The organism is Pseudomonas sp. 58 R 12 (genome assembly GCF_900005865.1).
Lineage (GTDB): Bacteria > Pseudomonadota > Gammaproteobacteria > Pseudomonadales > Pseudomonadaceae > Aquipseudomonas > Aquipseudomonas tritici.
The window spans coordinates 324061-349987 of the sequence record NZ_CVTP01000019.1 but is presented as its reverse complement, the minus strand read 5'-3'; the positions used below and the strand labels follow the sequence as shown (position 1 = coordinate 349987).

At 57.1% G+C, this 25927-nt stretch carries 24 protein-coding genes and 1 tRNA gene; 11 read left to right on the top strand and 14 right to left on the bottom strand.

The features are described from left to right. On the top strand, nucleotides 1-411 hold the full coding sequence (gene fos / locus BFP95_RS17280; protein ID WP_065874716.1) for a fosfomycin resistance glutathione transferase: 411 nt from the start codon (nucleotides 1-3) through the stop codon (nucleotides 409-411). Nucleotides 412-597: 186 nt separating this feature from the next. Further along, complete coding sequence (locus BFP95_RS17275) at nucleotides 598-1125, top strand: DUF4142 domain-containing protein (protein WP_065874717.1); 528 nt, start codon at nucleotides 598-600, stop codon at nucleotides 1123-1125. A gap of 53 nt (nucleotides 1126-1178) precedes the next feature. Here BFP95_RS17275 and BFP95_RS17270 read toward each other — a convergent pair whose 3' ends face one another. From BFP95_RS17270 to BFP95_RS17245, 5 genes are all read right to left on the bottom strand, one after another. Beyond that, entirely contained in the window at nucleotides 1179-1604 is a 426-nt protein-coding gene (locus BFP95_RS17270; protein ID WP_065874718.1) for a low affinity iron permease family protein, read from the bottom strand. 115 nt (nucleotides 1605-1719) lie between these two features. Further along, the gene (locus tag BFP95_RS17265; RefSeq protein WP_065874719.1) at nucleotides 1720-2220 is read right to left on the bottom strand and encodes a methylated-DNA--[protein]-cysteine S-methyltransferase; all 501 of its coding nucleotides are present in this window, start codon (nucleotides 2218-2220) and stop codon (nucleotides 1720-1722) included. Between the two features lie 492 nt (nucleotides 2221-2712). After that, entirely contained in the window at nucleotides 2713-3123 is a 411-nt protein-coding gene (locus BFP95_RS17255; RefSeq protein ID WP_065874721.1) for a type II toxin-antitoxin system HicB family antitoxin, read from the bottom strand. Nucleotides 3124-3145: 22 nt separating this feature from the next. Further along, complete coding sequence (locus tag BFP95_RS17250; RefSeq protein ID WP_065874722.1) at nucleotides 3146-3328, bottom strand: type II toxin-antitoxin system HicA family toxin; 183 nt, start codon at nucleotides 3326-3328, stop codon at nucleotides 3146-3148. Between the two features lie 168 nt (nucleotides 3329-3496). After that, on the bottom strand, nucleotides 3497-4390 hold the full coding sequence (locus BFP95_RS17245; RefSeq protein WP_065874723.1) for a LysR family transcriptional regulator: 894 nt from the start codon (nucleotides 4388-4390) through the stop codon (nucleotides 3497-3499). A 95-nt stretch (nucleotides 4391-4485) separates the two neighbouring features. Between BFP95_RS17245 and BFP95_RS17240 the strand changes: the two genes are divergently transcribed. The 3 genes from BFP95_RS17240 (at nucleotide 4486) to BFP95_RS17230 (ending at nucleotide 7399) form a co-directional block, all read left to right on the top strand. Beyond that, nucleotides 4486-5649 carry an MFS transporter gene (locus BFP95_RS17240; protein ID WP_065882075.1) on the top strand — a complete coding sequence of 388 codons (1164 nt, stop codon included), beginning with the start codon at nucleotides 4486-4488 and terminating at the stop codon, nucleotides 5647-5649. Next, the gene (locus tag BFP95_RS17235) at nucleotides 5646-6836 is read left to right on the top strand and encodes an MFS transporter (RefSeq protein WP_065890300.1); all 1191 of its coding nucleotides are present in this window, start codon (nucleotides 5646-5648) and stop codon (nucleotides 6834-6836) included. The genes BFP95_RS17240 and BFP95_RS17235 overlap by 4 nt, the downstream gene beginning before the upstream one ends. 323 nt (nucleotides 6837-7159) lie before the next feature. Beyond that, nucleotides 7160-7399 (top strand): DUF6124 family protein, encoded by a 240-nt coding sequence (locus tag BFP95_RS17230; protein WP_065882079.1) that lies wholly within the window; start codon nucleotides 7160-7162, stop codon nucleotides 7397-7399. A gap of 80 nt (nucleotides 7400-7479) precedes the next feature. On the opposite strand, the gene BFP95_RS17225 is transcribed toward BFP95_RS17230, so the two are convergent. From BFP95_RS17225 to BFP95_RS17195, 7 genes are all read right to left on the bottom strand, one after another. After that, nucleotides 7480-7785, bottom strand: coding sequence for a DUF6482 family protein (locus BFP95_RS17225; protein WP_065874727.1), 306 nt, complete (start codon nucleotides 7783-7785; stop codon nucleotides 7480-7482). Nucleotides 7786-7808: 23 nt separating this feature from the next. Beyond that, nucleotides 7809-8333 (bottom strand): DUF3833 domain-containing protein, encoded by a 525-nt coding sequence (locus BFP95_RS17220; protein ID WP_065874728.1) that lies wholly within the window; start codon nucleotides 8331-8333, stop codon nucleotides 7809-7811. A gap of 197 nt (nucleotides 8334-8530) precedes the next feature. Next, a tRNA-Gly gene (locus BFP95_RS17215) sits at nucleotides 8531-8604 on the bottom strand. A 185-nt stretch (nucleotides 8605-8789) separates the two neighbouring features. Further along, nucleotides 8790-9674, bottom strand: a complete 885-nt coding sequence (locus BFP95_RS17210) for an alpha/beta fold hydrolase (RefSeq protein ID WP_065874739.1) — start codon at nucleotides 9672-9674, stop codon at nucleotides 8790-8792. Between the two features lie 305 nt (nucleotides 9675-9979). Further along, on the bottom strand, nucleotides 9980-10672 hold the full coding sequence (locus tag BFP95_RS17205) for a pseudouridine synthase (RefSeq protein WP_065910473.1): 693 nt from the start codon (nucleotides 10670-10672) through the stop codon (nucleotides 9980-9982). Then, on the bottom strand, nucleotides 10672-10884 hold the full coding sequence (locus tag BFP95_RS17200; protein ID WP_065874741.1) for a cysteine-rich CWC family protein: 213 nt from the start codon (nucleotides 10882-10884) through the stop codon (nucleotides 10672-10674). The genes BFP95_RS17205 and BFP95_RS17200 overlap by 1 nt, the downstream gene beginning before the upstream one ends. Nucleotides 10885-10968: 84 nt before the next feature. Next, nucleotides 10969-12591 carry a methyl-accepting chemotaxis protein gene (locus BFP95_RS17195; RefSeq protein WP_065874742.1) on the bottom strand — a complete coding sequence of 541 codons (1623 nt, stop codon included), beginning with the start codon at nucleotides 12589-12591 and terminating at the stop codon, nucleotides 10969-10971. Between the two features lie 262 nt (nucleotides 12592-12853). Between BFP95_RS17195 and BFP95_RS17190 the strand changes: the two genes are divergently transcribed. Further along, complete coding sequence (locus BFP95_RS17190) at nucleotides 12854-13216, top strand: hypothetical protein (protein ID WP_065882083.1); 363 nt, start codon at nucleotides 12854-12856, stop codon at nucleotides 13214-13216. Nucleotides 13217-13271: 55 nt separating this feature from the next. On the opposite strand, the gene BFP95_RS17185 is transcribed toward BFP95_RS17190, so the two are convergent. Further along, nucleotides 13272-14384, bottom strand: coding sequence for an enoyl-CoA hydratase/isomerase family protein (locus tag BFP95_RS17185; protein ID WP_065882085.1), 1113 nt, complete (start codon nucleotides 14382-14384; stop codon nucleotides 13272-13274). Nucleotides 14385-14519: 135 nt separating this feature from the next. On the opposite strand from BFP95_RS17185, the gene ung reads away from it, so the two are divergent. The 5 genes from ung (at nucleotide 14520) to BFP95_RS30375 (ending at nucleotide 22579) form a co-directional block, all read left to right on the top strand. Next, nucleotides 14520-15212 carry a uracil-DNA glycosylase gene (gene ung, locus BFP95_RS17180; RefSeq protein WP_065874744.1) on the top strand — a complete coding sequence of 231 codons (693 nt, stop codon included), beginning with the start codon at nucleotides 14520-14522 and terminating at the stop codon, nucleotides 15210-15212. A gap of 236 nt (nucleotides 15213-15448) precedes the next feature. Continuing rightward, a complete protein-coding gene (locus BFP95_RS17175; protein WP_139113233.1) occupies nucleotides 15449-17341 on the top strand; it encodes a hypothetical protein in 1893 nt (630 codons plus the stop codon). 323 nt (nucleotides 17342-17664) lie between these two features. Continuing rightward, on the top strand, nucleotides 17665-19680 hold the full coding sequence (locus tag BFP95_RS17170) for a hypothetical protein (protein WP_065874746.1): 2016 nt from the start codon (nucleotides 17665-17667) through the stop codon (nucleotides 19678-19680). A gap of 304 nt (nucleotides 19681-19984) precedes the next feature. Next, the gene (locus BFP95_RS17165; protein WP_371913939.1) at nucleotides 19985-22174 is read left to right on the top strand and encodes an autotransporter outer membrane beta-barrel domain-containing protein; all 2190 of its coding nucleotides are present in this window, start codon (nucleotides 19985-19987) and stop codon (nucleotides 22172-22174) included. A gap of 90 nt (nucleotides 22175-22264) precedes the next feature. After that, nucleotides 22265-22579 (top strand): carbohydrate-binding module family 14 protein, encoded by a 315-nt coding sequence (locus BFP95_RS30375; protein ID WP_369426290.1) that lies wholly within the window; start codon nucleotides 22265-22267, stop codon nucleotides 22577-22579. Between the two features lie 116 nt (nucleotides 22580-22695). On the opposite strand, the gene BFP95_RS17160 is transcribed toward BFP95_RS30375, so the two are convergent. After that, nucleotides 22696-25848: a hypothetical protein gene (locus tag BFP95_RS17160; RefSeq protein WP_065874748.1), complete on the bottom strand. Its 3153-nt coding sequence runs from the start codon at nucleotides 25846-25848 to the stop codon at nucleotides 22696-22698. Between the last annotated feature and the right edge of the window lie 79 nt (nucleotides 25849-25927).

The window sequence follows — 25927 nt, the reverse complement described above, 5'->3', positions numbered from 1 at the left end:
ATGCTCTCAGGCTTCAACCACCTGACCCTGGCCGTCACCGATCTGGATCGCAGCGTCTGCTTCTACCATGAGCTGTTGCAACTTCAGCTCGACGCCACCTGGGACGCCGGCGCCTACCTCTCACTGCCGGGTTTATGGCTGTGTTTATCGCTCGATCCATTGCGCGACGCGAATCCAGCCGCCGATTACACCCACTATGCGTTTACCGTCGCTGCGGCTGATTTCGCCGCGCTGATCGAGCGCCTGCGAGCGGTTGATGTTGAAGAGTGGCGCGACAACCGCAGTGAGGGCGCTTCGTTCTATTTTCTCGACCCCGATGGTCACAAGCTCGAAGCCCATGTCGGCGACCTGGCCTCACGGCTACAAGCGTGCCGCGCAAAGCCTTATGCCGGAATGACGTTTTACCCGTAGGACGGGCAGGCGCGTAAACGCTCAAGCGCACGTGTTGGCGGGTTAGGCAGGCAGCAAACCAGCCGGGCTCGAAGATGACCGTTCGTCGCACTGGAAAGTTTTTTCTAAACCTTTGCTGCCCTGAAAATTCGAATTGAGTGCGGGCTGTGTTCTCCCGCACCTATTTTTGCCCTGGAGGAACCCATCATGAGCCGCATGGCTATCCGGTTACGCACCGCCAGTTTCGCGATGCTGCTGGGCCTCGGCGCCAGCAATGCTTTCGCCCAGTCGCCTGCTGAATTCATCGAGCAGGCTTCGGCCAAAGGTATGGCCGATATCGAAACCAGTCGCATGGCCCATGCCAAAACTTCGTCCCAGGAAATCAAGGACTACACCATCGAGGTGATCAACGAGCGCACCCTGGCCAACCAGCATCTGGCGGCCATTGCCAAGAAGCTCGACTTGCCCGTGGCGCCGCGGGAGAAAATCGTCGATAAAGCCGAAACCCTGATGCCTGAACTCAAGGACGGCGATTCCTTTGATGCGGCCTACACCGCGCAACAGGTGAAGGAAAACGAAGACGCCATCGCCCTGTTCAAACGGGAAGGCGCGGCATCGGATGTACCTGAAATAAAAGCCCTGGTGGACGAGACGCTGCCTAAGTTGGAGGAGCGTTTGCAGAAAGCCCGTGCCTTGGCGTCCACCTACGCTAAAGGCCATCAAGGCGACGGTTGAGTTCGTCACTTGAAATGAAAAACGGCGGTTGGATCTTCTCCAACCGCCGTTTTTTATGCCTGGTTCAAATCAGTTTTTTTCGGCCCTGCATCGTCGGCAGCATGGCCACAACTGCTGTTCAGGCTCACAGTGCCAGCCTTGCCAATGCTACGGTATTCCTGGCGCAGTTTTTCCAATTCTTTACGGTCCAGGCCGTCCAGGCTGAGCACAGCGTTTTGAGCATCCTTGGACACGCGTAGCAGTTCATCGATCTTGATATGCAGGATGTCGTTGTCGCGGTTCTGCGTGTTCTGGATCAGGAACACCATCAAAAACGTGATGATGGTGGTCGAGGTATTGATGATCAGTTGCCAGGTGTCGTTGTAGTGGAAATACGGCCCGCTCAGGCTCCACGCCAGGATCAACGCCACCGCCGCGTAGAACGTGCGTGGGCTGCCGGCCCAGCGGGACAGGGATTGGGAGACTGTGGAGAATTTCATGACCGGTTTCCTTGGTAGGGGGTGATGAAATAATGGACCGCAGGGATTTTTTGAAATTTCTTTTTACATTTCGCCTGATGAACAACGGTGTACGTTTTTGTCGGCGGCTGTTTTTTTAGAAGGCTAATTGCGCCTGGCCCGTGCCTTCCAGTGCCAGCAAATACTGCTTGGCTTGCAGCCCGCCGGCGAACCCGGTCAGCCCGCCCGACGCACCGATGACTCGATGGCACGGCGCAATGATCGAGATCGGATTCCGCCCATTGGCTGCGCCCACCGCACGTACGGCTTTCGGGTTGCCGATCTGCTGGGCGATCTGGCTGTAGCTGCGGGTTTCGCCGAAAGGAATGGTCAGCAGCGCTTGCCAGACTTGTTTCTGGAAGTCGGTGCCATCGAAGTCCAGTTCCAGCTCGAATCGGTTACGGGTACCGGCGAAGTACTCCTTGAGTTGGCGTTCGGCTTCCAACAGCACCGGGCTGTCATTGGCCTCGTGCAACTCACCCAGGCGCACACGGTTGGCGCGCTCTGTTTCCCACAGGATGGCGCCGAGTTTGCCATTGCGCGCCACCAGGGTGAGTTGGCCCACAGGGGAGGGCATGAGCTTGTATTCATAAGGCATGGGCATAATCCTTGATGCTGTAGGGCGCCATTATCCGTCCTGCGAACCGTGGGGGAACCTTGTTTCTTGCGGTGTAATTCTACGCCCGCTAAAAGCGCCAGTGAATCCAATTGCCCGACCCATAGACCGAGGAGACCAAGTAGACAAACCAGACTATCGAGGGCGTTGACAGTGCGACCAATGAGCCAAGATTGAGTAGAGCGATGATGGTCGCGCCGATTGTCAGGCCTCGACCGGCGTGCTGCCTTGCGTACCACGCGCCATAAATAGACCCGGCAACTGCCGCTATCAATACAAAACGGCCCAGGCCTATCGTGGGAATAGGCATCAGTGGGGCCAGCAGTGGGATGATCAGCACCAGCCCTACGACTTTTCTAAAGACCTGCGTCGACGTTTTTTGTCCGCGCGGGAGCATTCTGCTTTGTCCTGTTTCTGGTTAAGGTTTCCCATGGTGATAGGAGAACTTTCTGGTCCCTGTAGGGATGGGCTTAATCAATGCCCCTGCTGAAGCACTTTCAGCGCTGCTGAGGCCAGAAACCCCGAACGGCTTTTTTCTTCAGGGTGATGCAGCACATATTCATCGATGCGGTTCAGCAGATAACCGGGCAGCGTGATATTGAGCTTCTGCGCTTTGCCCAGGTACTTGGTGACATCAATGTCCACGACTGCCCAGGTGCAGCCTGCATACTGAGGATTGGCGGCATGCAAGGTGACCTTTTGCGCACTGGGAATCGCTGCACCGTCTTCCGCGAGAATCTCGAAGTGCCCTTCGATGGCTTCGCGGGCCATGGCCATGGCGTCGTCCAAATCGTCGCCGGCGGAATAGCAGCCGGGAATATCCGGCACTTCTACACCCCAGGCGTGATCGTCGTCGCCGGTTGAAATTGCAATCGGGTAAAGCATGTCTGTTGTCCTCCTCGGACGATTAACTCAACAGAGCTTGTTTCAAAATGCTCTTAGCGGTCTTGTCCAACAGGTCCTTCTTTGGATGTGGAATCGTCACCAGCCCCGGTTTTGTCGGGTGTTTGAAGTGGTGATGACTGCCTTTGATGCGCACCAGATACCAACCGTCCGCAACGATGTGACCTATTAAATATCGGCTATCCACAGCACCTCCTTGTGGTGTGTGATGGTGGTGACTATAACCACTGAATTGGAATTATCAACACTCTACCTACCAGTGGCCGATGACCGGCTTCCTGTCAGGCGGTCAATGCAGTGTATGAGCGCCTGGGAATGGCGCCGGGGAGAGGTATTGCGGGGTTTTGCGAAGGAGTTACCGAGTGTGTAGGGACTGTGCAATGACAGTGAGAAACGCATCAACCAGCACACTTTTTGTTTCAGACCGGGTCAATACTAACAAGGGCGCACACGCATCCCCCTCCACCAGGGGCCTGTATGTCACACCTTTGTTCATCAAGCTCTGCGTACATTCCGGCACCAACGCCACACCTTGCCCAGCCGCTACCAGCGCTATGATCGAGGTGATCTGCCGCCCGGTTGGCCCAAGGCGTAACGGTTGGCCGTGGTGCCGGTAAAGTTGCTCGATGGACTGGTTGAGCCCCGATCCAAAATCCGCAGGAAACAGAATCACTGGATAGGCGCTCAGCTGCGCCAGACTGACACTTGGCAGACTGGCCATCGGGCTTTCACTGGACACTGCTGCGACCAGCCTTTCGTCACCCAAAGACAGCACTTGCACCTCTTCGCCTTGCGGTAGCAGGCGACTCAACCCGATATCCAGCCGCCCATCCGCCACGTGTGCGCCCAGGCTGCCGGAGGCGCACTCCACCAAAGTCAGCTGCACGTCGGGAAAACGTTGCGCAAACGCCTGGATCGTCTGGCTGAACAAGTCCGACAAGGCAATCGAGCTGACATACCCCAACGCCAGCTGCCCGGCGGTGCCCGCAGCCAGTTTGCTGGCAATCACCTGCGCCAGCTCCACCTGCTCCAGCACGCCGCGCGCGTAGGGCAGGAATGACCGGCCTTGAGCGGTGAGGGTGACGGTGCGGCTGGTGCGATCAAACAGCTTGAAGCCCAGCTCGGTTTCCAGCGCCGAGATCTGCCGGGTCAGCGGTGGCTGAGCCAGGTGCAGGCGAATGGCCGCGCGACCGAAGTGCAATTCTTCAGCGACCGTCAGAAAGTACCGCAGCTTGCGTAGGTCGAGCATCCTGATCCTTGGGTATCGATCGGTTCGAAATCGGTATTGGTTTAAGACCCGCCGGCCATTCTATAAAGACCTCACAAAATAAAACGAGAGGTTTCATGAAACCGCGCCTGCATTGTGCCCGCCTTGCCCTGTTCCTGTGTGGCTGCGCGGCGTTCCTCAACCTCTATGCCACCCAGAGCATCCTGCAGACCTTTGCCGCGAACTTTCAGGTCAGCGCCAAGGCGGCGGGGTGGAGTATCACCGTGACGACGCTGGCCGTGGCGATCACTGCACCGTTTGTCAGCCGACTGACCGGGCGCTTTGAGCAACGCACGGTGATCAGCGTGGCGGCATTGCTGTTGGCGGTGCCGGCGCTGATGACCGCCTATGCCGACAGTTTTGCCGAAGTGCTCGTGTGGCGGTTTGTCGAAGGCATGTTGATCCCGGTGGTGTTTGCCACCAGCGTGGCTTACATCGGCGACCGCTGGAGTGGCGGCACGGTGACGGAGGTCACCAGCCTGTATGTGGCAGGCACCGTACTGGGTGGGTTCGCCGGGCGTTTTGTCACGGGTGTGATGACTGAATACGTGGGCTGGCGCGAAGCCTTTGAGTTGCTGGCGGTGCTGAGCCTGATGGTGGGTGGATTTATCCAGTTCTTGTTGCCGATCAATCGTGCGCGAACGGCGAAGGTTAAAACCTCTTTCTCAGCCGTTTTTCGCAAGCCTTTGCTGGCTGCTTACGCTGTAGGTTTTTGCGTGTTGTTCTCCCAAGTCGCAGCGTTTACCTACGCCGGTTTGTACCTCGGATTACCGCCATTCAACTTGGGGCCTGCGGCGTTGGGCACGCTTTACATCGTGTTCCTGCTGGCGCTGGTCGTGATCCCCGTCGCCGGTCGCCTCAGTAAAGCCCGACCTCACGCCGAACTGCTGTGCGTGGCTGCGGTGCTGGGCATCACCGGCTCAGCGCTGACGTTAGTGCCTTCCTTATGGTGCATCGTTGTGGGCCTGGCCCTCAGCTCCACCGGCGTATTCCTCGCCCAAGCAGCCGCCAACGCGTTCACCACCGCTACCGCCCGTGACAACAAAGCAGGCGCCGTGGGCGTGTACCTCACGTGTTATTACCTGGGCGGAAGTTGCGGTGCGATTATCCCGGCTTTGATCTGGGAACGCTGGGGCTGGGCCGGGTGCGTGGCGCTGATTATGACCTTCCAGGTGTTGACCTTGCTGATTGCCCTGACGGGTTGGAAGCCCCTTGAACCTGAACCGACTCCGACGCCATGAACGATACCGTCGAGGTGCCTGCTGCCGCATCATCAACCCGTCGTCGCATGCTGATCGCCGGCTGCGGTGCGCATGCCGTGCATGACGGCCTTACCGATGTCATCTACGTGCTGCTGCCGATCTGGCAGACGCAGTTCGCGCTTTCCTACGCGCAAATCGGACTGTTACGCGGGGCCTATTCCGGGATGATGGCGGTGTTCCAGCTCATGGCCAGTCGCGCCGCGAAGCGCTGGGGGCGTGTACCGATGCTGGTGGGCGGCACCGCGCTCGCGGGCGTGGCTTACGTGTTGGTGGGCCAGGCCAGCGGACTGGCGATGTTACTGCTGGCGCTGCTGTTGGGTGGGTGTGGCGCCAGCACCCAACACCCGCTCGCCTCCTCTATGATCAGCGATGCCTACGAGGACGGTGGTGGGATCAAGCAGGCGCTGTCTCAATACAACTTCAGCGGCGATATCGGCAAAACCCTGATCCCCGGACTGGTGGGACTGCTGCTTACGGTGATCAGTTGGCGCGCGAGTGCCACGCTTCTGGGACTGCTGGGTTTGGCGGCGGCGGGGTTGTTGTGGTGGTTGATTCCTACACAAGTATCCGAATCTGACTCCACAAAAAAGACCAAACCCCACAGCGGAACCGGTTCCGTCATAGGCCTGCGCGCCCTGATTCTCACGGGCACCCTCGACAGCGCCGTGCGCATGGGTTTCCTCACGTTCCTGCCATTTGTGCTGCAAGCCAAGGGGGCTGGCACCGCCGGTATTGGCCTGGCCCTGACGCTGCTGTTTATCGGTGGCGCATTCGGCAAATTGCTCTGCGGTTATCTTGGCGCGCGCATCGGCATGATGAGGACGGTGTGGCTGACGGAGAGCAGCACCGCGTTGCTGATCATTGCCGCCGTGTATTTGCCACTGGCCGGGTTGATGGTGATGCTGCCGGTGCTGGGCCTGGTGCTCAATGGCACGTCCTCAGTGTTGTACGGCGCCGTGCCGGACCTGGCCGGCGCAGGGAAACGGGAGCAGGCATTTGCCGTGTTCTACACCGGCACGATTGGCGGCGGGGCACTGGCGCCGGTGGTGTTTGGTGGGGTGGGGGACGCATTGGGCGTGCCGGTGGCGATGATGGTCTTGGCGGGGGTGTTGATGGTGACGTTGCCGTTGGCGTGGGAGGTGCAGCGGGGGATGGTTGAGGAGTGATCAGTGCGATGTTGGGATGTGCTTTTGCAGCTTGCGCCATTGCCTACACAACGATCAGAATCGTCCGAGTTGTGCGCCTTGGTCGACCTCTTTAAGGTTCGTTTGCCGCTGCCCATCAGCGGTCGGGTTTAGTAGCTCGATTTGATCAACGGCGTATGGCTATACCAGCGTTCAGGCATCTTGGTGTCTGTTCTCAATGGTGGCTGTACGCAGGGCACTTTCGAGTGCGCCGGTTTCGTTGATCCGCCGGTCTACTAACCTGCATACAGCCGCCACCCATTGTTTAGTAGCTGTGGAAGGTGGTCCTTACCGAGGATCAACAGATGTGCAATGACCCCTGTGACCCATCCGTAAAACTGTTCAGCGTCCGTCCCGACGTCAACACCGAAGCGTTACTCGCCAACGCCTATGAAACCATTGCCGGCGCGGGCGCCATGACCCATGAGTTCGCCGAAACCCTACCGTCCCAACAGCGCTACCTGGCCCTTGCGATTCAGCAAATGATCGAGTTGGGGCTGATGCTGGTGGAAGCGGCGCAGGACCGCGTGGATCAAGCCGCGTAAGGCCGTTCGCGCACTGCATAGGCTTGCCTTCCCAGGCCGCCCATACCAAGGGGGAGGGGAGCCAAAAAATGCATAGCGCTTTAAAGAGATGAGGCCAGCGAAAACGGAATGCGCAGCGCGCCGATCGGCCCTTCCCGAACACCGCACATTTCATCGTGCACGCACTGCTGTACCAGCACGCAGGGAAACGGCGGCACCCGTTGCAACAGGTCGCGCAAATGCGTGGTAGAGCCGATGCGCAGCGGCTTGGCGTCATCGCCCAGCAATGTCATTTCAGCGTCATCCAGCCTGACGCGCGCGATGTAGAAACCACCCTCCAGCGACAGTAACTCCAGCTCGCGAATTTCACCTTTTACCGCCAATTCAGTCAGCATGTGCATATTCATGATTGAGCCTCGCTGCGAGTTATTTATTGGCGACGAAAGAACAACGTGACCTGGCCCCATTCGACGCCGAACTTGGTCATGCTGGAGCGGTTGATCAAGGTGTCCTCGTCCATCAGGTACATCCAGTCATCAAAGCTCACCTCGTAGACCGAGCCGTCCACGGGCAGGTTGAGTCGGTAGCGCCAACGCAGTGCGTTACCCGCCACTTCGCCGATTGCCTCGCCGACCACATCACCTGCTCGGCCCCGCCAGCGCCCCGGGCCATCCGGTGTCAGCGTCCACACGCGTTGTTGACGCGTGCCATCGCTGTACAGGAAGCGCTCGTCGAAAATCAGGGCGTTCCCCTCGCGTCGGCTGGCTATGTTCACTTCAAAGCGCTTGGCGACCTCGCCGGAACGCTTTTGGAAAATCCCCCAAGCCTTGACGGGCTTGCTGAAAAAACGCTCCAAGTCCAGCTGCGGCTGCTGGTCAGCGTAGTGCTCGACCCCAACGTTGGCGCAACTGCTCAAACTCAATACCAGCCACAATGAAACCAGTAGACGAGTCATTGCCCGGCTCCGTGATCGCGCGCGGCGAATTGCCAGCGTGTTGAATAGATACTTGTACAGAAATATAGATTTGTACAGGTTTTCGCGACGGGAATAACGGATGCCTCAAATCGCAGCCATAAAAAAACCGGCCTCATAGGACCGGTTTTTTATACATTCCCGTCAATAACAGACCTGACGCGGAACGAGAATTTGAGTGGAGCGGGTAGAGGGAATCGAACCCTCGTCGGAAGCTTGGGAAGCTACTGTTCTACCATTAAACTATACCCGCTCAGAGCGGCTGACTTTGTACCAGATGTTCGCCTGGATTTGAAGTTTTTCTTCAAAAATGTGTGGGTTACCTGCGATACCGGCACCTCGGTGTGTCAATCACACTTAGTTGATGCTATCGCAGGCAAGCCAGCTCCCACACAAGCCCAGCTCCCACACCCGCTCGCGCCTCCAGTGGATCTCATTTCAGATCGCAAAGGCATGCTGCGTCTGGCCTTGGTGATACCGCAACCGGCTGACCTGCCGCTCAGGTTTCAGAAAGCCCACCACCGCATCCCGACTGTCGCGGCACGCCGCCTTGTGCTCCATATCCAGAAAATGCCCGGTCGCCTGAATGGTGCTGAAGCTGCTGTGAGCCACGTACTGACCAAACAGCTTGGCATCCTGGGCGCTGGTGTATTCGTCCCATTCGCCGTTCACAAACAACACGGGAACGGCGATTTGCCTGGCCGCTTTGACGTAACACTGCCGGTCACTGTTCAGCACGTGGCTGATGTGAAAGTGCATCTGCCCGTATTCATGCTCAGCCAGGTTGCTGACGTGTTTGTAGTTGAAGCGTTTGAACAGCGACGGCAGGTGTTTGCCGATGGTGCTGTTGACCAGATGGCCGACGCGGTCGCGGTCGAGGTTGCCGAGGTAGTCGACGCCGCGTTCAAGGTAGTCGCGCATGGGGGCGTTGATCACCGGCGAGAACGAACTGATCACGGCCTTTTCGACCCGACGAGGGCGATGGGCGAGGGCAACCAGCGCGGCGGCGCCGCCCCAGGAAAATGACAATACGTGTTCGGCGGCGAAGTGGTCGATAAGCTCCAACAGGATCTGGCCTTCGACTTCCTTTGTCAGCATCTGCTCATGGCGGTTATGGATTTTGGAGCGGCCAGCGTAGGGCTGGTCGTACAAAACCACATTGAATTGCGGGTACAGGCTTTTCACGGTTTGAGCGAAGGATGCCGTGGTGGCCATGGAGCCGTTGACCAGGATGATGGTCTTTTCAGCAGCGTCCGCGCGATAGAACTCCGTGTAAACCCGATACTGACCCTGTATATCCAACACAGCGATTTCTGGCCTCATGTCGTAAGACTCCTGGCAAGCGGGTAGGGCGCGCAGGTAACTCTGCACGAGCTATGTGACAGGTAGGCATACGCCTTGAAGTGGGAGGCCCATGTCGATCCGATGACGGCTGGTCGACGGGTGTTGTTATGGCGGGCTGTTTGCCGGGAAGGCCCGTAGATCAAGCGCGGGCGGGGCAATGTGTTTCTTGGAGGTTATAGGCGACTCGCCAGTCATATTTAAACTGGTGATCCTGATTCAAGCAGCAGAGATGCCAGCCCGCAAGGGGATGAGCCGATTTTTCGCCATCACCGGCCGAACGGTCGTCAGACCTGTCGGATTTCGTCGTCAGTCAGCGCCCGATACTGGCCCGGCGCAAGGGCCGCATCCAGCACCAAAGGGCCCATCCGCTCGCGATGCAGGTTGATCACTTTGTTATCAAAGTGCCCGAACATGCGCTTCACTTGGTGGTAGCGCCCTTCGATTATGCTGAGACGAGCGGTTCTCGGCCCTAGCAGTTCCAGCCCTGCGGGTTGCGTGGTCAGGTCTTCGAAAGCGAAATACAGGCCTTTGGCGAAGGTAATCGCGTACTCAGGGCTGATGTCTTGCTCGGTCTCCACCCGGTAGACCTTGGGCAACTTGGTCTGCGGTTGCGTCAGTCGGCGCGACCATTGGCCGTGGTTGGTGATCAGCATCAGCCCCGTAGTGTTGAAGTCCAGGCGGCCGGCGATGTGCAAGTCGGCTTTGTCGGGCTCATTCAATAAATCCAGGACGGTCGGGTGTTGCGGGTCTGCCGTGGCGCTCACACAACCCTGGGGCTTATGCAGCATGAAGTAGCGCGCGGGTTTACCCGCCTGCAGCACTTCATCGTCGACGCAGATGCGGCTGAATTCGCGCACCTCATGATGAGGATCGCTGACTGCCACGCCATCGACCGACACGCGCCGTTCAACCAAGAGCAAACGCACTTGCTGGCGATTGAAGCGCGGCAGGTTGCTGAGGAAACGATCAACCCGCATTACGTCGGCTCGGCCCCGCGCAATTGCTGATCTACCCTGGCACAGCGCGGGCACAGGCAGGCCTTGTTGCGCAATTCATCGGGCAGGGCCTGGAGCACGGCCGGGTCGATGGTGACGCTGTAGCACCAGCAGGCCTGGTCGACCGTACGTGGGTCAGCCAGGGTACAGTCGTTGCGGGCGCCGCAGGCAGGGCAGAGGGTTGGCGTGGTCATCGGCAGGTTCGGGCTGGATCGGGCAAGGTTCCGGACAATCCCGGGGGGCCTTGCACGATACAGGGCCGACCCCGCGCAGGCTACTTAGAGCTGGAACTTGCTGACCAGTGCATTGAAGGACGTGGCCAGGCGCGACAGGTCCTGGCTGGCGGCATTGGTCTGGTTGGCACCGGCGGCCGTCTGGGTGGACAGGTCCTGGATGTTCAGCAGGTTGCGGTCCACTTCGCGAGCCACTTGGGCCTGCTCCTCCGACGCGGAGGCGATCACCAGGTTGCGTTCATTGATCATCGACACACTGGCGGTGATACGTTGCAGCGCTTCACCGGCGTTCTGTGCCAGGGTCTGGGTATTGTTGGCCCAGGTCAGGCTCTTGTTCATTGCCGCGACCGCGCCATCAGCGCCGATTTGCACTTCGCCAATCATTTTTTCGATGTCGACGGTGGAGATCTGAGTGCGATGCGCCAGTGCACGCACCTCATCGGCGACCACTGCAAAACCGCGACCTTGCTCGCCCGCGCGGGCCGCTTCGATGGCGGCATTGAGGGCCAGCAGGTTGGTCTGGTCGGCGATGCCACGGATCACATCGATCACCTTGCCGATTTCCCGCACTTGCCCGGCGAGATCTGCAACCGATTGCGTGGAATCGTTGATTTCACTCACCATCGAACTCATGCCGGACACGGCCTGTTCGACTTGCTGGCGACCGTCCTCGGCCTCGGTGGTGGCCTGGCGCGAAGCCTCCGAGGTCGATACGGCGTTGCTCGCCACTTCGTCCACCGCAGCGGTCATCTGGTTCACCGCCGTAGCGGCCTGTTGGATTTCATCATTCTGACGGGTCAGACCACGGCTGCTTTCATCGGTGACCGCACTCAATTCTTCGGCGGCTGAAGCGAGCTGGTCGGAAGCGTTGGCGATTTCCACCAGGGTGCTCTTCAAACCGCCCTGCATATCCGCCAGTGCCATCAGCAATTGCCCGGCTTCGTCGGTGCGTTCGGTGAGGATGGCCTGGGTCAGGTCGCCCTTGGCAATGCGTTGTGCGCTTTCCACAGCCTGGGCGATAGGGCGGGTGATCAGGCGGGTGATCAACACGCCAATGGTGAGGGCAATGATGAAGGCCAGGACAATGCCACTGATCATCCACGCCAACGCACTGCCGCGCAGCTCATCGGCGGCGACGGCGCCTTCCTTGATCTGGCGGCTATTGGATTCGATCATCACGCGGATCAACTCGCGCGCCTGACGGAAGAGTTCGTTGTTGGCGGTGTTGAGCTGGGTGCGGGCCTGTTCGACCTGGCCGCTGTCGAGCAGCGCCATGATGCGTTCGGAGCTGCTGGTATAAGCGGGCCAAATCTGGTCGAGTTTGTCTCCCGCCGCCCGTTCGTCATCTTCCAGCGGTGTTGCGCGGTAGGTAGCGTAAGCCGCCTGGCTGCGCTTGAGTTCGTTGGCGATGTCCTGGCGCACGCGATCGCGGTCCTGGGCGGAGACGTCGCCTTTGCTTGCATCCATCAATCGGTACAGGCCCCGGTTATGCGCGACCAAGCCATTGAGGGTGGCCGCCGTGTTGCTCACGGACACCAGATTGTTGGAGAACGTTTGCTCCAATGCCGTGGCGAGGCGCACCACCCCTTTGATCCCCAGCAGGCCGACCCCGAGGGTGACCAGCGCACATAGAAGGAATGAAAGCAGCAGTTTGGTAGATATTTTCATGAGTCAAGTCCGGCCATAGTCGCGAAGGGCGCACGGTAGAGCCTGTCTGGTCTCGTGCGATGCCATAGTGACATCATTGCAATTGGCAAAGTTTCGGGCCAGCTAAATTTACTGAAACGTTAAAGTGCGCGCAGATGTATCAAGCTATTGCGGAAACGCACCAGATTCGGTTTTTGATGTCAGATATTTCGTCATTCAGTGAAAGCTGAATGCCGCCCTTCAGCGTCGCTGGAGGTGCTCTTCCGCGGTCCAGGAGGCCGCCATGTATCGACGACTGCTGCTCAGTGCTTTACTCGGTCTGACCCTTTCTGCCTGTGTGCCCTATTACGATGGAGGCCAGAGCTACTATCGATCCGAGGTCTACACCTCACCGGCGCCGGTGTACTACTACGGCGGTGGCGCGGCGTACCCTTACCGCCGTGACTACTACCCTTCGCCGCGTTATTACGCGCCACAACCGCGTTATTACTCGGCACCGCGTTATTACCAGCCAGCGCCGCGCTACTACGGGCCGCGTGCTGGCTACCGGCCTTATCCGAACCAGGGGTGGGGCGGCGATCGGTGGGGCAATGGCGGGCATGGACGCGGCTCCGACCATGGAGGTGGCCGCGGCGGTCACCGTTGACAGGCCAGTATTGCAAGCGGCGCATGAAGCGCCGCTTTTTTTTGGGCGCCAATAATCAGTAATCAGACAAGTCCGCCAACGGATGGCGGCCGTCCCACGCCTTGTTGAAATGCGCCTGCACCACCTTTTCTGGGACGGTATTGATATCGGGCCAATGCCAATGGGGCGTCTGGTCCTTGTCGATCAACCGTGCGCGTACCCCTTCGCTGAATTCGGGGTGACGGCAGCAATTGAGGCTCATGGTGTATTCCATCTGGAACACCTGGGCCAGCGACAGATGCCGGGCGCGCTCGATCTGCTCCCACACCAGGTGCGCGGTCAGTGGGCAGCCCTCGCTTAGCGTCTTGCCGGCACGGCTGAACAGTGGATCGGCGTGCTCACGCAGTTGGCTCAAGGCACGCCAGGCACACCGCACATCGCCTACGTCCAACCATTCGTCGATCTGCGCCCGCCGTGGCAGCCATTGCGCTTCGGGTTGTTGATCGACGGCTTCCTGGGCGAGCGACTTGAGCAGGCTATTGAGCTGCATCGAGGTCTGTTCCTGCCAGTTCAGTTGCAGCAGGCCATCGAGCAGTTCGTCTTGTTGATCATCGCGCAGGAAACGGTCGGCCAGGCCAAGGTCCAGGGCGTCGCGACCGTTGATATGTGCGCCGGTAAGGCCCAGGAACACACCGAGCTTGCCCGGCAGGCGCGACAGGAACCCGCTGGCGCCTACGTCCGGATACAAGCCGATACTGATCTCCGGCATCGCCAACCGGCTGCTCGGGGTGACGATACGCACCGACGCGCTTTGCAGCAGGCCCATGCCGCCACCCAGCACATAGCCGTGGCCCCAGCAAATAAGCGGTTTGGGGTAGGTGTGCAGGCGGTAGTCGAGGCGGTATTCCGCGGCGAAAAACTGCGCAGCCAGTGGCGGCACCTCGCCGGGATGTTCACGGCAGGCCTGGGCCAGGCTGCGTACTTCGCCTCCAGCGCAAAAGGCTTTGGGCCCATTGCCGCGCAACAGTACGCAGACGATATTCGGATCCTTGGCCCAGGCATCCAGGCGTTCGCCCAAGGCCAAAATCATCGACAGGGAGAGGGCATTAAGGGACTTTTCAGCATCGAGGCTGGCGATGCCGATGCGGGCACCGTCGCTGCCGGTCAGCTCTTCGAAGTGCAGGTTCATCGTGACCTCAATCGAGAAGGTGAAGGATCAGTATGATCGCTTCGCAGGAAAGTGCCGGTGGTGTGTCAGATCAATTGACAAGCGGAGTCGGCTTTCCTAGGGTTCGCCTCATTCTTTTATACAAGACCATTCAACATGACCGAAGACGACCGTATCAAACTCGAACCCAGCTGGAAACACGCCCTGCGCGAGGAGTTTGAGCAGCCGTATATGGCTCAGTTGCGTGAGTTCCTGCGTCAGGAACATGCCGCCGGCAAGGAGATCTACCCGCCCGGCCCGCTGATTTTCAACGCACTCAATTCCACGCCGCTGGACAAGGTAAAAGTGGTGATCCTCGGCCAGGACCCGTACCACGGCCCCGGCCAGGCTCATGGTTTGTGTTTCTCGGTGCAACCGGGCGTGCCGGCGCCGCCGTCGCTGGTGAATATCTATAAAGAGCTCAAGCGCGATCTGAACATCGACATCCCCAACCATGGCTACTTGCAAAGCTGGGCTGACCAGGGCGTGCTGATGCTCAACACCACCATGACCGTGGAGCGCGCCAACGCCAATGCGCATGCGGGCAAGGGCTGGCAGTTCTTTACTGACCGCATTATCGAAGTGGTCAGTGAGCATCAGCCGCACTTGGTGTTCCTGCTATGGGGGGCACATGCCCAGGGCAAGCAGAAGCTGATTGATGCCACCAAGCACCTGGTGCTGACCTCGGTGCACCCGTCGCCATTGTCGGCGTATCGCGGGTTTCTGGGTTGCGGGCATTTCAGCCGCACCAACAAGTTTCTTGAGCAGAATGGCGAGACGCCGATCAATTGGGTGTTGCCACCGCTCTGAGTCTCTTGGGGCGGCGGACTGCCGTTCATCGGTCACGGCTCGGACCTGTTATTTCTGACAGTATCCGGGCACTTTTTTTGCGCATTCAATAAGTATCCGGACCTGAGCGCGCTGATCGCCCGGGTCGATCCTCGATTGATTGCTCAAGGAGTGTGACCATGTCTGATTCGAACGAGCCCTCAGGCCGGCGGCGCCCTCATTGGCCAAGACCGGCCCCGAAGTGCAGATGCCCCTCGGTGCGCGATGACCCTGTGATACTTGAGCTGGACGCGCCTAACCCTACCCAGGCACTGGATTTAGAGTGGGACGAAGCGGCTCGGACCTTGCCGCTTGTACTCCATGATCAGGATCTGGAAGTCACGATTGCACGGGTCTGGCCGTTCAACCTCCATGAGGAGGACATGGTGACAACGGTGGAGTACCGTTGGGATGACGTACCTGTGCTTTCCTATCCTATTCAAGGTCCGTACAACCCTGACGACTACTTTCCGTTAGTGCAGTATTTATCCAAGTCGATCTTGTCGCCCGAGGGCATCCACCGGCTGACTTACAATGTCAGCGCGAGGTTGATTGGGCCGACCGACTCATTTCCAACTTTCGTTAATGTCGACAAAACCGCTCCGAATGGCGGCAACCCTGGCCCGGATGTGCAGGTGGATGACGAGGCTCGCCACAAGGTGACAGATGAGTATCTAGTGACGCACGCTGGCATACCTTTTTGGCTCGCGCGTTGGTTTGATATGCGTATTGGCGATTTGATCCACATCTATTACGGAACACTTCCCGATGTAAGCCAGGCTGCCACCTTTTGCATTACGAGAGCGCACGTGCAAGGCGCCCCCATCGCGTTCACCGTTCCCGAGGCGCACGTGCGTGCCAGCGGTCGCGGTGACAGGTTCGTGTCCTGCCGGCTTGAGGATCGAGGCGGCAATGTGGGGCAGTTTTCTGATGCACTCAAGCTCGAGGTCTTCCCGGTTGTATTGCCGGACCTGCCTCGTCCTTTCATTGAGTTGGCTGAGCTGACAGGTGTAGTCCTCTTTGAAGATACCTGGCCGCCGAAGGCGCTGGCGGTCACCATCCCTCGGGTAGATGACGCAGAAGCAGGGGACAAGATTTATACCTATTGGAACACTCATGCTCTTGAAGTCAAGACAGTTGGCGAAGTGCAGACATGGCCCATCCCCGTGCGTGTGCCGTGGGCCATTTTTGCTGCCGGTGGCTTCTTGGCGCGCTACCCAGTGCGTGTGCGTTATGTGTATGAGCGAGGTTCAGCCTCCAAGCCATCACCCGACAGCTTTTACGAAGTTGATGGAAGGGTAGCCGGTCCGGACCCCAGCGGGCCTGATCCAATCAATCGCAAGCTAGCCGTCCCCACTGTAAAGGGCAAGACCGGCGACAATGTGCTGACTTCCGTTGATAGCCCCGGGCCGGTGCCTGTTGAAGTGCGATTGTTTGAAAACCCGAAAGAAGGTGAAAGCCTTGAACTGTGTTGGAACAGCGACGACGTTATCGTCGCGGCCTATGACGTTCAGCCGGGTGACGTGGCCGGGAAGTTGATCACCCTTTGGGTGCTCTGGGCAGTGGCGTCGTCCGTCAACTTCGCTGAAGTCTATTACTGGACTGACAACGGCATAAACCGGCAGCGCAGCCCTTCGACACCTGTACGGGTGAACCTCGATACCCTGACCGGCCTGAAAAGTCCGGTATTATTGAATGACAGCGACGAGTTCTTTATTGCGTGCGGGACCAAGCCGGCACCTTATGAGGGGGTATTCATTGGCGTAGGCTGGGATTTTAATCATTTCGCCATCGATGATTACCTACATTTATATTGGACAAGTTACCCGTCGAAAAATGGCAGTGGTGAGCCTTTCAGTGGCACCGATGTGTTTTTTGAGCACCGCCTGACATTGGATGATCGTGACAGAGGCCAAGTCGAGATCCGCATCCAGCCATTCAGCCTGATCACATTGCCGGGCTTGGTGACGGATTTCGGCTCGGCGGTTGTGCGGTATCGTTTGTTCAAGGCAACAGGGGAGACCGGGTTGTCCTCCAGGAAACTTATATACGTCAATTTGAAAATACCGGGTGGTGGAACGTGCCTGGGACCGCATAGTGACGGCAATTAAAACGTTGACTCAATAAAAGAGGGCGAAAGCCCTCTTGTTTTTTTGTGTGGAAACGGTGACACGATTTTTGCAGCGAAACGATTCTAAAATTTAAGACGGTGTTTAGATTAACTGGCGTTAAAAGGATCTATTTTTCCACGGGTTTGCTATTAAGGAAGGTGTTTGTGCGCAGTGTTAGTTAGAAGCATACTTTGTGCGTTTGTGCAGCTGTCAAAGTTAACAGGCTGTGCATTCAGGGTGAACGAGGTCTAATTAAGCTGTCATTCGTCTCGCGTCTCGGGCGATGAACGCGAACAGTCCCTCATTCACTGGAGTATAAAGACATGGCTAAGTCGAACAACACGCAAAAAGCCTCAGCCGAGAAAACAAAGAAGTCAAAAGCCGAGGGCGGTACCAAAGCGTACGTCGACCCCTTGGTGAGTCCTGTTCCCCATGGTCTTGCGCCCCCCGGACCTCGGGCTTTGGATGATCCGAAAGTTATCAATGCCCTTCCTCCAGTGGACGGTTTGCCGCCTAATCTGATGAAAACTATCGTTGCGCAAACGGAAGGCGTCAACCTTGAAGTTGGTATGTGGAAAGATACCTTTCCGCTTCCTCAAAGCAATCCTGATGTGTTTCGGGTGTATGTGAATGATGTCCCTTATGGCAAGCCTATTGAACGAGCCAAGCCATTGGAGGATCTGGAGTGGCCATTGAAATTAACCATCAATGCCGTCGATGTTTCGAGTCATGGAGAGTATCGTGTACGTTCTGAGGTTGCTTTGGGGTCGGGTGGTAATGAGCAATCCGGTACTACCCTGGTGAACGTCGATACTATTGGCCCTGCCGGTGGGATTTTATTGGATGCTGTGACCCTGAAGGGCGGTGCGGTGGGTGGGAAAGTCACGCTGGAGTCGTTGGCCGCGAATGGGGACAAACTTGATGTTTCTGTTCCAGGGCGTTTGATTGCACGTCTTAAGGATGAACTGTGGTTGTATGCGGATTTAACCGATGAGCAACCAATAAAAGTTGTTACCGATCTGCCAGTTGATAATTTGCCTGTCGTTATTTCTCTCAGTAAGGATGACATTATCGGTAAAGGCTCACGTGTAGAACACATGTCGTTTCGCTACTTTGACTACTCCGAGAACTCAACGATTTATCCGACAAAGTTGAGAGAGGTTGAGTATGTGTTAACGCCCCAGCCGATGAACTTGACTGACCCCGCGGCACCGGCGGCACCGTGGGACCTTCGAGAAGCGCAGTTGAAATTGGTGGAAGTGCATATTTTTGGTTGGGACAATTATAGACCTGGCCAAACCCTGAACATCGACCTGGGTGGTCACGTGTTCTCGGTTGCATTGTCATCCGAGCCGACGCTTGCAAACCCCGAAAAAATTGAAATTCCATGGCTCATTCTCTTCATGGCCTATGGAATCACCGCTGCAGGTACAGCCAACCTTCGTTACCAAGTGGTGGATGGCGGCACTCCTTCAGCATGGTCCAACTCTATTTCGGTGGCTGCAGACTTCAGTTCAGCCGCTGGAGAACCTGGAGGTCCCGGCCCCATCCGGGATTACCTACCGCTGATTACGGTAACTTCTTCCGAAGGACTCACCAACGAAATTGGACCGGGTGATGACGGCGACGCTACTGCAGAATTTGATGTATATACGGGAGCGGTTGCGGGGCACGAGCTTCAGCTCTACTGGGCCGGAATACCGATTTTCACCCCCACTCCTCATATCGTGACACAAGCGGAGATTGACTCAGGGACATTTACGTTCCCTATTGCTGCGGCAATCATCGCCGCAGGCCTTAACGGAGTGGACAAGCCCGTCTGGTACAGCCTGACGAACGGTGTGAACCCCAACATGGACACCTCCCTGTCTACGCTGGTTGATGTGTTTGCCAGTGAACTGAAAAACCTGGCACTGGCGGAATTCCCTAAATCCGTAAGTGCGGGCGGCACCTTGCGCTCGATCAGTTGCAAGCAGTTTGTTGAGCTTGGCATCGACACCAGAATCAAGGATGCGGTGAATCTGAAAACAGGCGACACGATCAGGCGTTTCTGGACCCTGTATGGAGAGGGCTTGACGTCCACCAACAAATTGGTCGAAGCAGAAATTCTGCCTCCGATTGTGGTCGCAAATGATCACAGCCTACCGGGCCACGATGGCGAAGAATTCGTCGCGGATTTCGCCACGTATGTCCAGCCAGCGGTTTTGGGGCGAGTTGAGTTCTATTACACCGTACTCAAAGCCGATGGGGTGACGATGGGCCAAGCCCTACCGACGATTCTTTATGTCAGCCGTCGTAACGCCGATAACACCGTTTGCGGTGCTCTGCCTACGCCTTGAAAGCGTCGCCAGGTATGAACCGTCATGGGTAGCCGTGACGGTTTTTACCGTTCTTTTTTCGCGAGCCATTGCCGGCTCAAACATCACGACCTGCCGTGATTAAGGAAAGTCCTACTCCGCCCCTGGACTATCCCTACATGGGCTTCCCTGCCTGATACGTACCCTTGCCGCTTCTGAAAGCCAGAGTCGATGGTCCTTTAAATCGCTTGGCTTGTTCAGTCACCGACTAGAGGTACTAAACATGTCTACTGAAAAAACATTTTGTCTTTCTCGTTTATCACGTGCTATCAAATTACTGGCCGTCATGCCTGTGGCCTTGGCGGCGACACAGGCCCATGCGTTGAACATCTACCCTGGGCAGAACGTGGTCATTGACGCTGACACGTTGGTTGACCGCTACGACGTGACCGAGGCCACCCTGACCTCGAATGGGGCCAGGATGCTGGGCGTTAAAGCCTATGATTCGACCTTTACGATGAACGGTGGCACGGTCAAGAACACCGCCGGTACTGAAGTGGGCGTGGCGCTTTATGGCAGTAAAGCCACCCTGCGCGATGCTTCGATCTACAGCGGCGGTGCCGAAGGCATGATTGTCGGCACCAATTCGGACCGCGGCTCTGCCGTCGAAGTGTTCGATAGCGAGGTGACGGGCGCCACAGATGGCATCGTGCTTAGCGGCTCTAGCACCTTGGCCTTGCACAACACCCAGGTCAGCGGTGCAAACGCTGGTTTGCGAGCGTACGACGGACAGTTGACCACCCAGGGCGGCCGAATTTACGGCGGCACCAACGGCATTGTGGCGTATCGCCTGCCTACGGTGGATAACCCCTCCGTGCTTAACCTCAACCAGACTGAAGTGGTGGGCGGAACAGGGGCTGCCATCCTGGTGGACTACCCCGGTGGCACCGAGATCAACATCAACAATGGCACGACCTTGGTCGGCGGCAACGGCAACATGCTTGAGCTCGCCCACGGCGGCGCGGCCGATGTCAATGTCTACAACAGTTCCTTGAACGGCAATATCCAAGTCGGCAAAGACAGCGCCCTGGATCTGAACATGGATTTCGCCTTCATGAACGGCGATATCATCAACAGCGGCGGCATCGCCAACGTTGGTCTGAACAACGGTTCAGTGCTGACCGGGCGCCTGGACAATGTCGACAAACTGTCGGTCAACAGCGACGCCACCTGGGTAATGGTGGACGGTCAACAGGCACTCAATGAGTTGTCGATGAATGGCGGTAACGTGAAGTTTGGCGACTCGGCCGCCTTTTATAAGTTGGACGTGGCCAACCTGTCCGGCACCGGCGGTACGTTCATCATGAAGGCAGATTTCGGCTCGCTGACCGGCGACTTCCTGAACGTGACGGGCACCTCAGCAGGTAACCATCAGTTGCTGCTCGCCGCCACGGGTGCCGACCCGTTGAACGAGCGCCTGCACATGGTGCACACCGCCGATGGTGTGGCGAATTTCAGCCTGGTGGGCGGTCGTGTCGATCGCGGCACCTATTCTTACGACCTGGCAGCGGATAACCAGAACCACGATTGGTACCTGGACCCGGACAGCAAGGTCATCAGTCCGAGCACCAACTCGGTGTTGGCGTTGTTCAATGCGGCGCCGAGTGTGTTGTTGGGGGAAATGACCAACCTGCGTACGCGCATGGGCGAACTGCGTTTCAATGGCGGCCAGACCGCCGGCTTGTGGACCCGCGCCTATGGCAATAAGTATGAAGTGTCCAACAACAAGACGGGCTTGGATTATAACCAGAGCCAACGCGGTTTCACCCTGGGTGCCGATGCGCCGCTGGAAGCCGGTGACGGGCAGTGGCTGATCGGCGCGATGGCCGGCCACAGCCAATCGGACCTGGACCTGAACCTGGGCAGCAAAGCCACCATCAATAGTTACTACGTGGGCGGCTATGCAACGTGGCTGGACAGCGAAAGCGGCTTCTACTTCGACGGTGTGCTCAAGTTCAACCGCTTGCACAATGAGTCCAACGTGGCCATGAGCGACGGCAAGAAGAGTAAAGGCAACTACACGCAAAACGCCATGGGCGCCTCGGCGGAGTTCGGCCGCCATATTACGCTGGATGACGGTTACTTCGTCGAACCCTATGGCCAGTTGGCGGCGGTGATTACTCAAGCCCAAAGCTATACGCTGGACAATGGCCTGCAAGCCAAAGGTGATCGTTCGAGTTCGGTCATTGGTGAGCTGGGCGTGACTGCCGGTAATAATATCCAGCTCGACAACGGCGGCGTGCTGCAGCCTTACTTGAAAGCCGCGGTCGCCCATGAGTTTGATCAGAGCAACAAAGTGTTCGTCAACGATAACTCGTTCAACAACGACCTGTCGGGTTCACGATTGAAACTGGGGGCGGGTGTGGCGATGTCGGTATCGCAGGCGTTGAGCCTGCATGCAGACGTGGAACGCAGCGTGGGCAAGAATATCAAGCAACCCATGGGGGTGAATGTGGGGCTTCGCTACGCGTTCTAAGTGTCGTCGGGGCTGATTTCCGTTCGTCAGGCAAACCGCTAACCTGTCAAATCTGACAGTAGGCGGTTTGTGTTTTTGGGGGCTAACTGGATGGGCATTCCTTATCAGGAGATTCCCATGCCTCATTTTATTAGTAAAAAAACTATGCGTACCGTCCCCAAGGTCTTACTGGCAGCAGGCATGGCTGTACTGCTTGCCGCTTGTTCCAGTGGACCTTCCGAGACGGTCTCAAGTGAGTACCCCGGACTTGATCCTGCCTGCACTAGCGCAGGTTATTTCAAAAGCATATCGCCCGGTTGGTATTATCGGTGTGTGTGGAACGGCAGTATCAATCGATGGATAAAATACCCAAACCAATGCCCGGCTGGGCAAGAGTTTGATGAGGCTCTTAAACGTTGTAGATAAGAAGTAATACATTAATAGGCCTCTCTACCTGACGGTAAAGAGGCCTTTTTAATGCCTGGAGAATTGCGGCGTGGGGTGGCAATATCACCACCCTGCGTCGGTGTTCAGGAATGAGTCTATGGCCGCTCCACAACCAAAATATCATCCAGTGAAAATTCTGCCCCTGAGTAGGTACTCTTGAAGTAGATGCGCATAGGCAAGAACTGAGAGGGAACTCCGGCAGGCAATGAAAAGGTCCTCGAATGTGAGGTCCACACACCTGGGTTAACATGGACGAACGTCTGTGACTGAGTGCCGAACTCTATGAAAACCTGGGGTTGATAGGGGCTCAGGTCCACCTTCATCTTGAAGCTCAAGTCGTAGGCTTTACCGCTCTCGATATAGAAAGTTTTAATGACGCCGGGAGCGACAGGGCTGCCGTTATTCAGTTTTACATACCAGAAATTATTGTTATTTACATTTCTGATTACGCCCGTGCCGTTGATGATATTGACCCATCCGTTCCAGGACAATAATTCAAAGTCTGTCAAATCATGGAGCCGAAGCGCTCTTATGATGTAAGTGCTCAACGGAAAGGACGTGGCGTTCAGTTCATTTGAACTACCATCGAAAGTGACGGCTGCCTTTGCCGTAACCTGGCTGTCATTTGCGAGTGGGGTAAACCAACTGCGTATTGCCTTTTCATTCACTATCCCGTTGTCGGCTTGGGTTTGGTCGATCGGATGGCCGTCCAACAGTGTTAAGGGTATTGCACCAACACTATGGAGCCTGAGCCAGATCCGTTGGCCTTTTCTGCTCAACAGCCACCGCGCCAAGTCCACCCAGCAGTCGGTGTTGAATGTGTTCAAGTCCACGATTGAGCCGGGTTTCAGGCCATTGAGTCTTGGCCGCGGCAGTGGATTGCCGCCGGGTAGTTCATCGAAGTCCAGTACGCGCAGATTCAGCACCCTTGAGTCATCGGTGACGCCGTTGGTGGTGACGTGATACTGAAGACGCAGGACGCTCCCAACGTAGTCGCCGATCACACTGTTGGAGAACTTGAAATCGACGAAACCTGTGGTTGGGTTGCCGTATTGGGGCGTTATGGACGGCAGCGTCGCACCGGGTTTGCCCAGCAGTTCGAGTTTAATGAGATCGTTCGAAGACACCGGTGCAAACTGCACGCGCACCGTCACCTCGGGAGTGTTGTCAGCAATGACCGGGTTGATGGTCGCGTTTTCGTCGTCCACCGGCGTGCTGTTGTAAACGAAAGGCGTAGGTAGATGGCGCCCTGCGAGGATTTTCATGGGCACGCTGTTCGAAAAGCGCGTTACAACGCCTGGGCGGGACCGGTCGTAGAAAATATTCATGAAGTGATTGAGCAGGATGTACTTGCGCTCGAGCGTGAAAGGCAGCGGCCTGTCTTCCCAAGTGTCTGAGACAAAGAAGGGTTGCGGCGGAGCGCTTCCTCCATTGCCTTCAGCATGCAGGGTGACCGTATCCCCCACTTTGATATCGTTGTTGGGGTCGACCTCAATGGTGGCATCGCCGGGGGATTGGCTCGTATCAAACACGTAATCAGGCGGCGGCGCATCATACACCCTCGGTTCGGGCAGTGCGGCCGCAGAGGCACCGACATAAACTGTTGTTTCCGGGGATGGCCGTGTTCCCTCGCTATTCTCACTGGTATAAGAGGCTGTCAGGCTGCCCCCTGCCAATTTGGCAATATCACCCTCGGGGCCATTGATAATCGAGAACACCACATTGCCTGCGCCTGCATTTTTGGATTCTTCGTGGTAGTAATACTTGCCGTTAGGGTAGCGGCCCAGCAGCTTCAGCGTGATGCGGTCAAAGAAATCCTGTCCGTGAGATTTACGGATGTCAATGTTAACGATGGGGGTATCAGCAGGCAGTGTTTCACCGACAGCCTCCCGAAATATCGGGGCGTAGAGCCCGACGGGAAGGGCGGTGCCGATCACTCTGACCTGGGTAAGCTGTGAGCCTCTATTCGGCGCGCCAAAGCGAATGCGCTCATAGCGAAGTCGAGCCTGCCCTCTGATCAACGGGACCAGGTCGCTTACCGGGCATGGAATTCTAAGCTGGCGCGTCGTGGTGGATGTCAGGGGGGCGGAACTGTAGGTTTTCTTCACCGATTGCCCATCCACCGTCCTGCCAGTGAGGGTCACCTTGATCACGTCGCCCAACAGGTAGGCGTTACCCGCGATTGGAATGATGATCGTCACGAAGGCACCAACGACCTCGTCGAGGTTGAGGATGTCTTCCGGAGCCTCATCGAAGAAGCAGTGGGGCAACAATGGCTCTGAACCATCGTTCAGGAACACCTGGATGAATTCGGGGAGCGACCAGCCTTCCGAATAGTTTCCGCATTCATCAATCACGTTGTACTCGGCGAGGTGAGAGCCGCTGCCGATCTGGCGCCACTGTTCAATGCACAGCCTGAATACAATGTCCTCAAAACCATCCGCTTCTGGCTCAGATACCTTATGTTCGAATAATGCGTCGCCGATTTTCAGGCGAACAACATCACGCTCCGCCCGGTATGTGCGTGGTGACAATGAGGTATCGGCGGGGTAGAAGGGGGCGCGAATCTCTATGCAGTTTTGGGCGTCGTCTTCTGAAACGCCAAAGTCGAGAAATTCTTGGGGAATGATTGGCTTGAGCATATTCGTATTTACAAAACTGTGGCCGTTCGGGTTTTGTCCGGCGGGTACCACCTTATCGACCTTCAGCGTGAATTTTCTGGTTTCTCCTACGGCCTGGCCGAGGCTTGTGACCCTGATGTACGCGATTGCAAAGCCATCGGTGATCGTATCCGAGGGTACGAACAGCACAATCAACTCTGCGTTATCCACTTCATGCTGGTGGATGGTGGTGGACGCGACGGGCTTGGTCAGGTCGCCAAAGAACAGTTCCACGAGCTGCAGCGCTGCCATTTCCAGAAATGGCAGCAAGGCGATCAGTAGCCCCTCCTCGTGAGTCGTTATCGCGACGAGATTGATACCTGCATCGACGCCTTGCACCGGCTGGGTATTTGCGGGGATATACAGTACCAAGTCTTCGAGGCGAACCTTTTTGAAGGCTTGCGTCGAGTTGAGAGATACGTCGGAGGGGCGTGGCACCAGGTAACGAGGATCAATGAACGTACGCCGTGCAGCCTGTTTCTTTTTTTGTTGTTGCTTGGTGGCGTACGGCGCAAGCAGTGATCGCCCCTGTGCAAGCTTGATCAAGCGTTGGCCGGGTGGCGTGGAAGATTCTTCTGCGTTATCCATGGTGGAACCCTCTGCAGTCAGTGAGGAACTCAATGTCTACGGCCCATTTACTGAGTGGGAGTAGCTGCGAGAGGTGTAA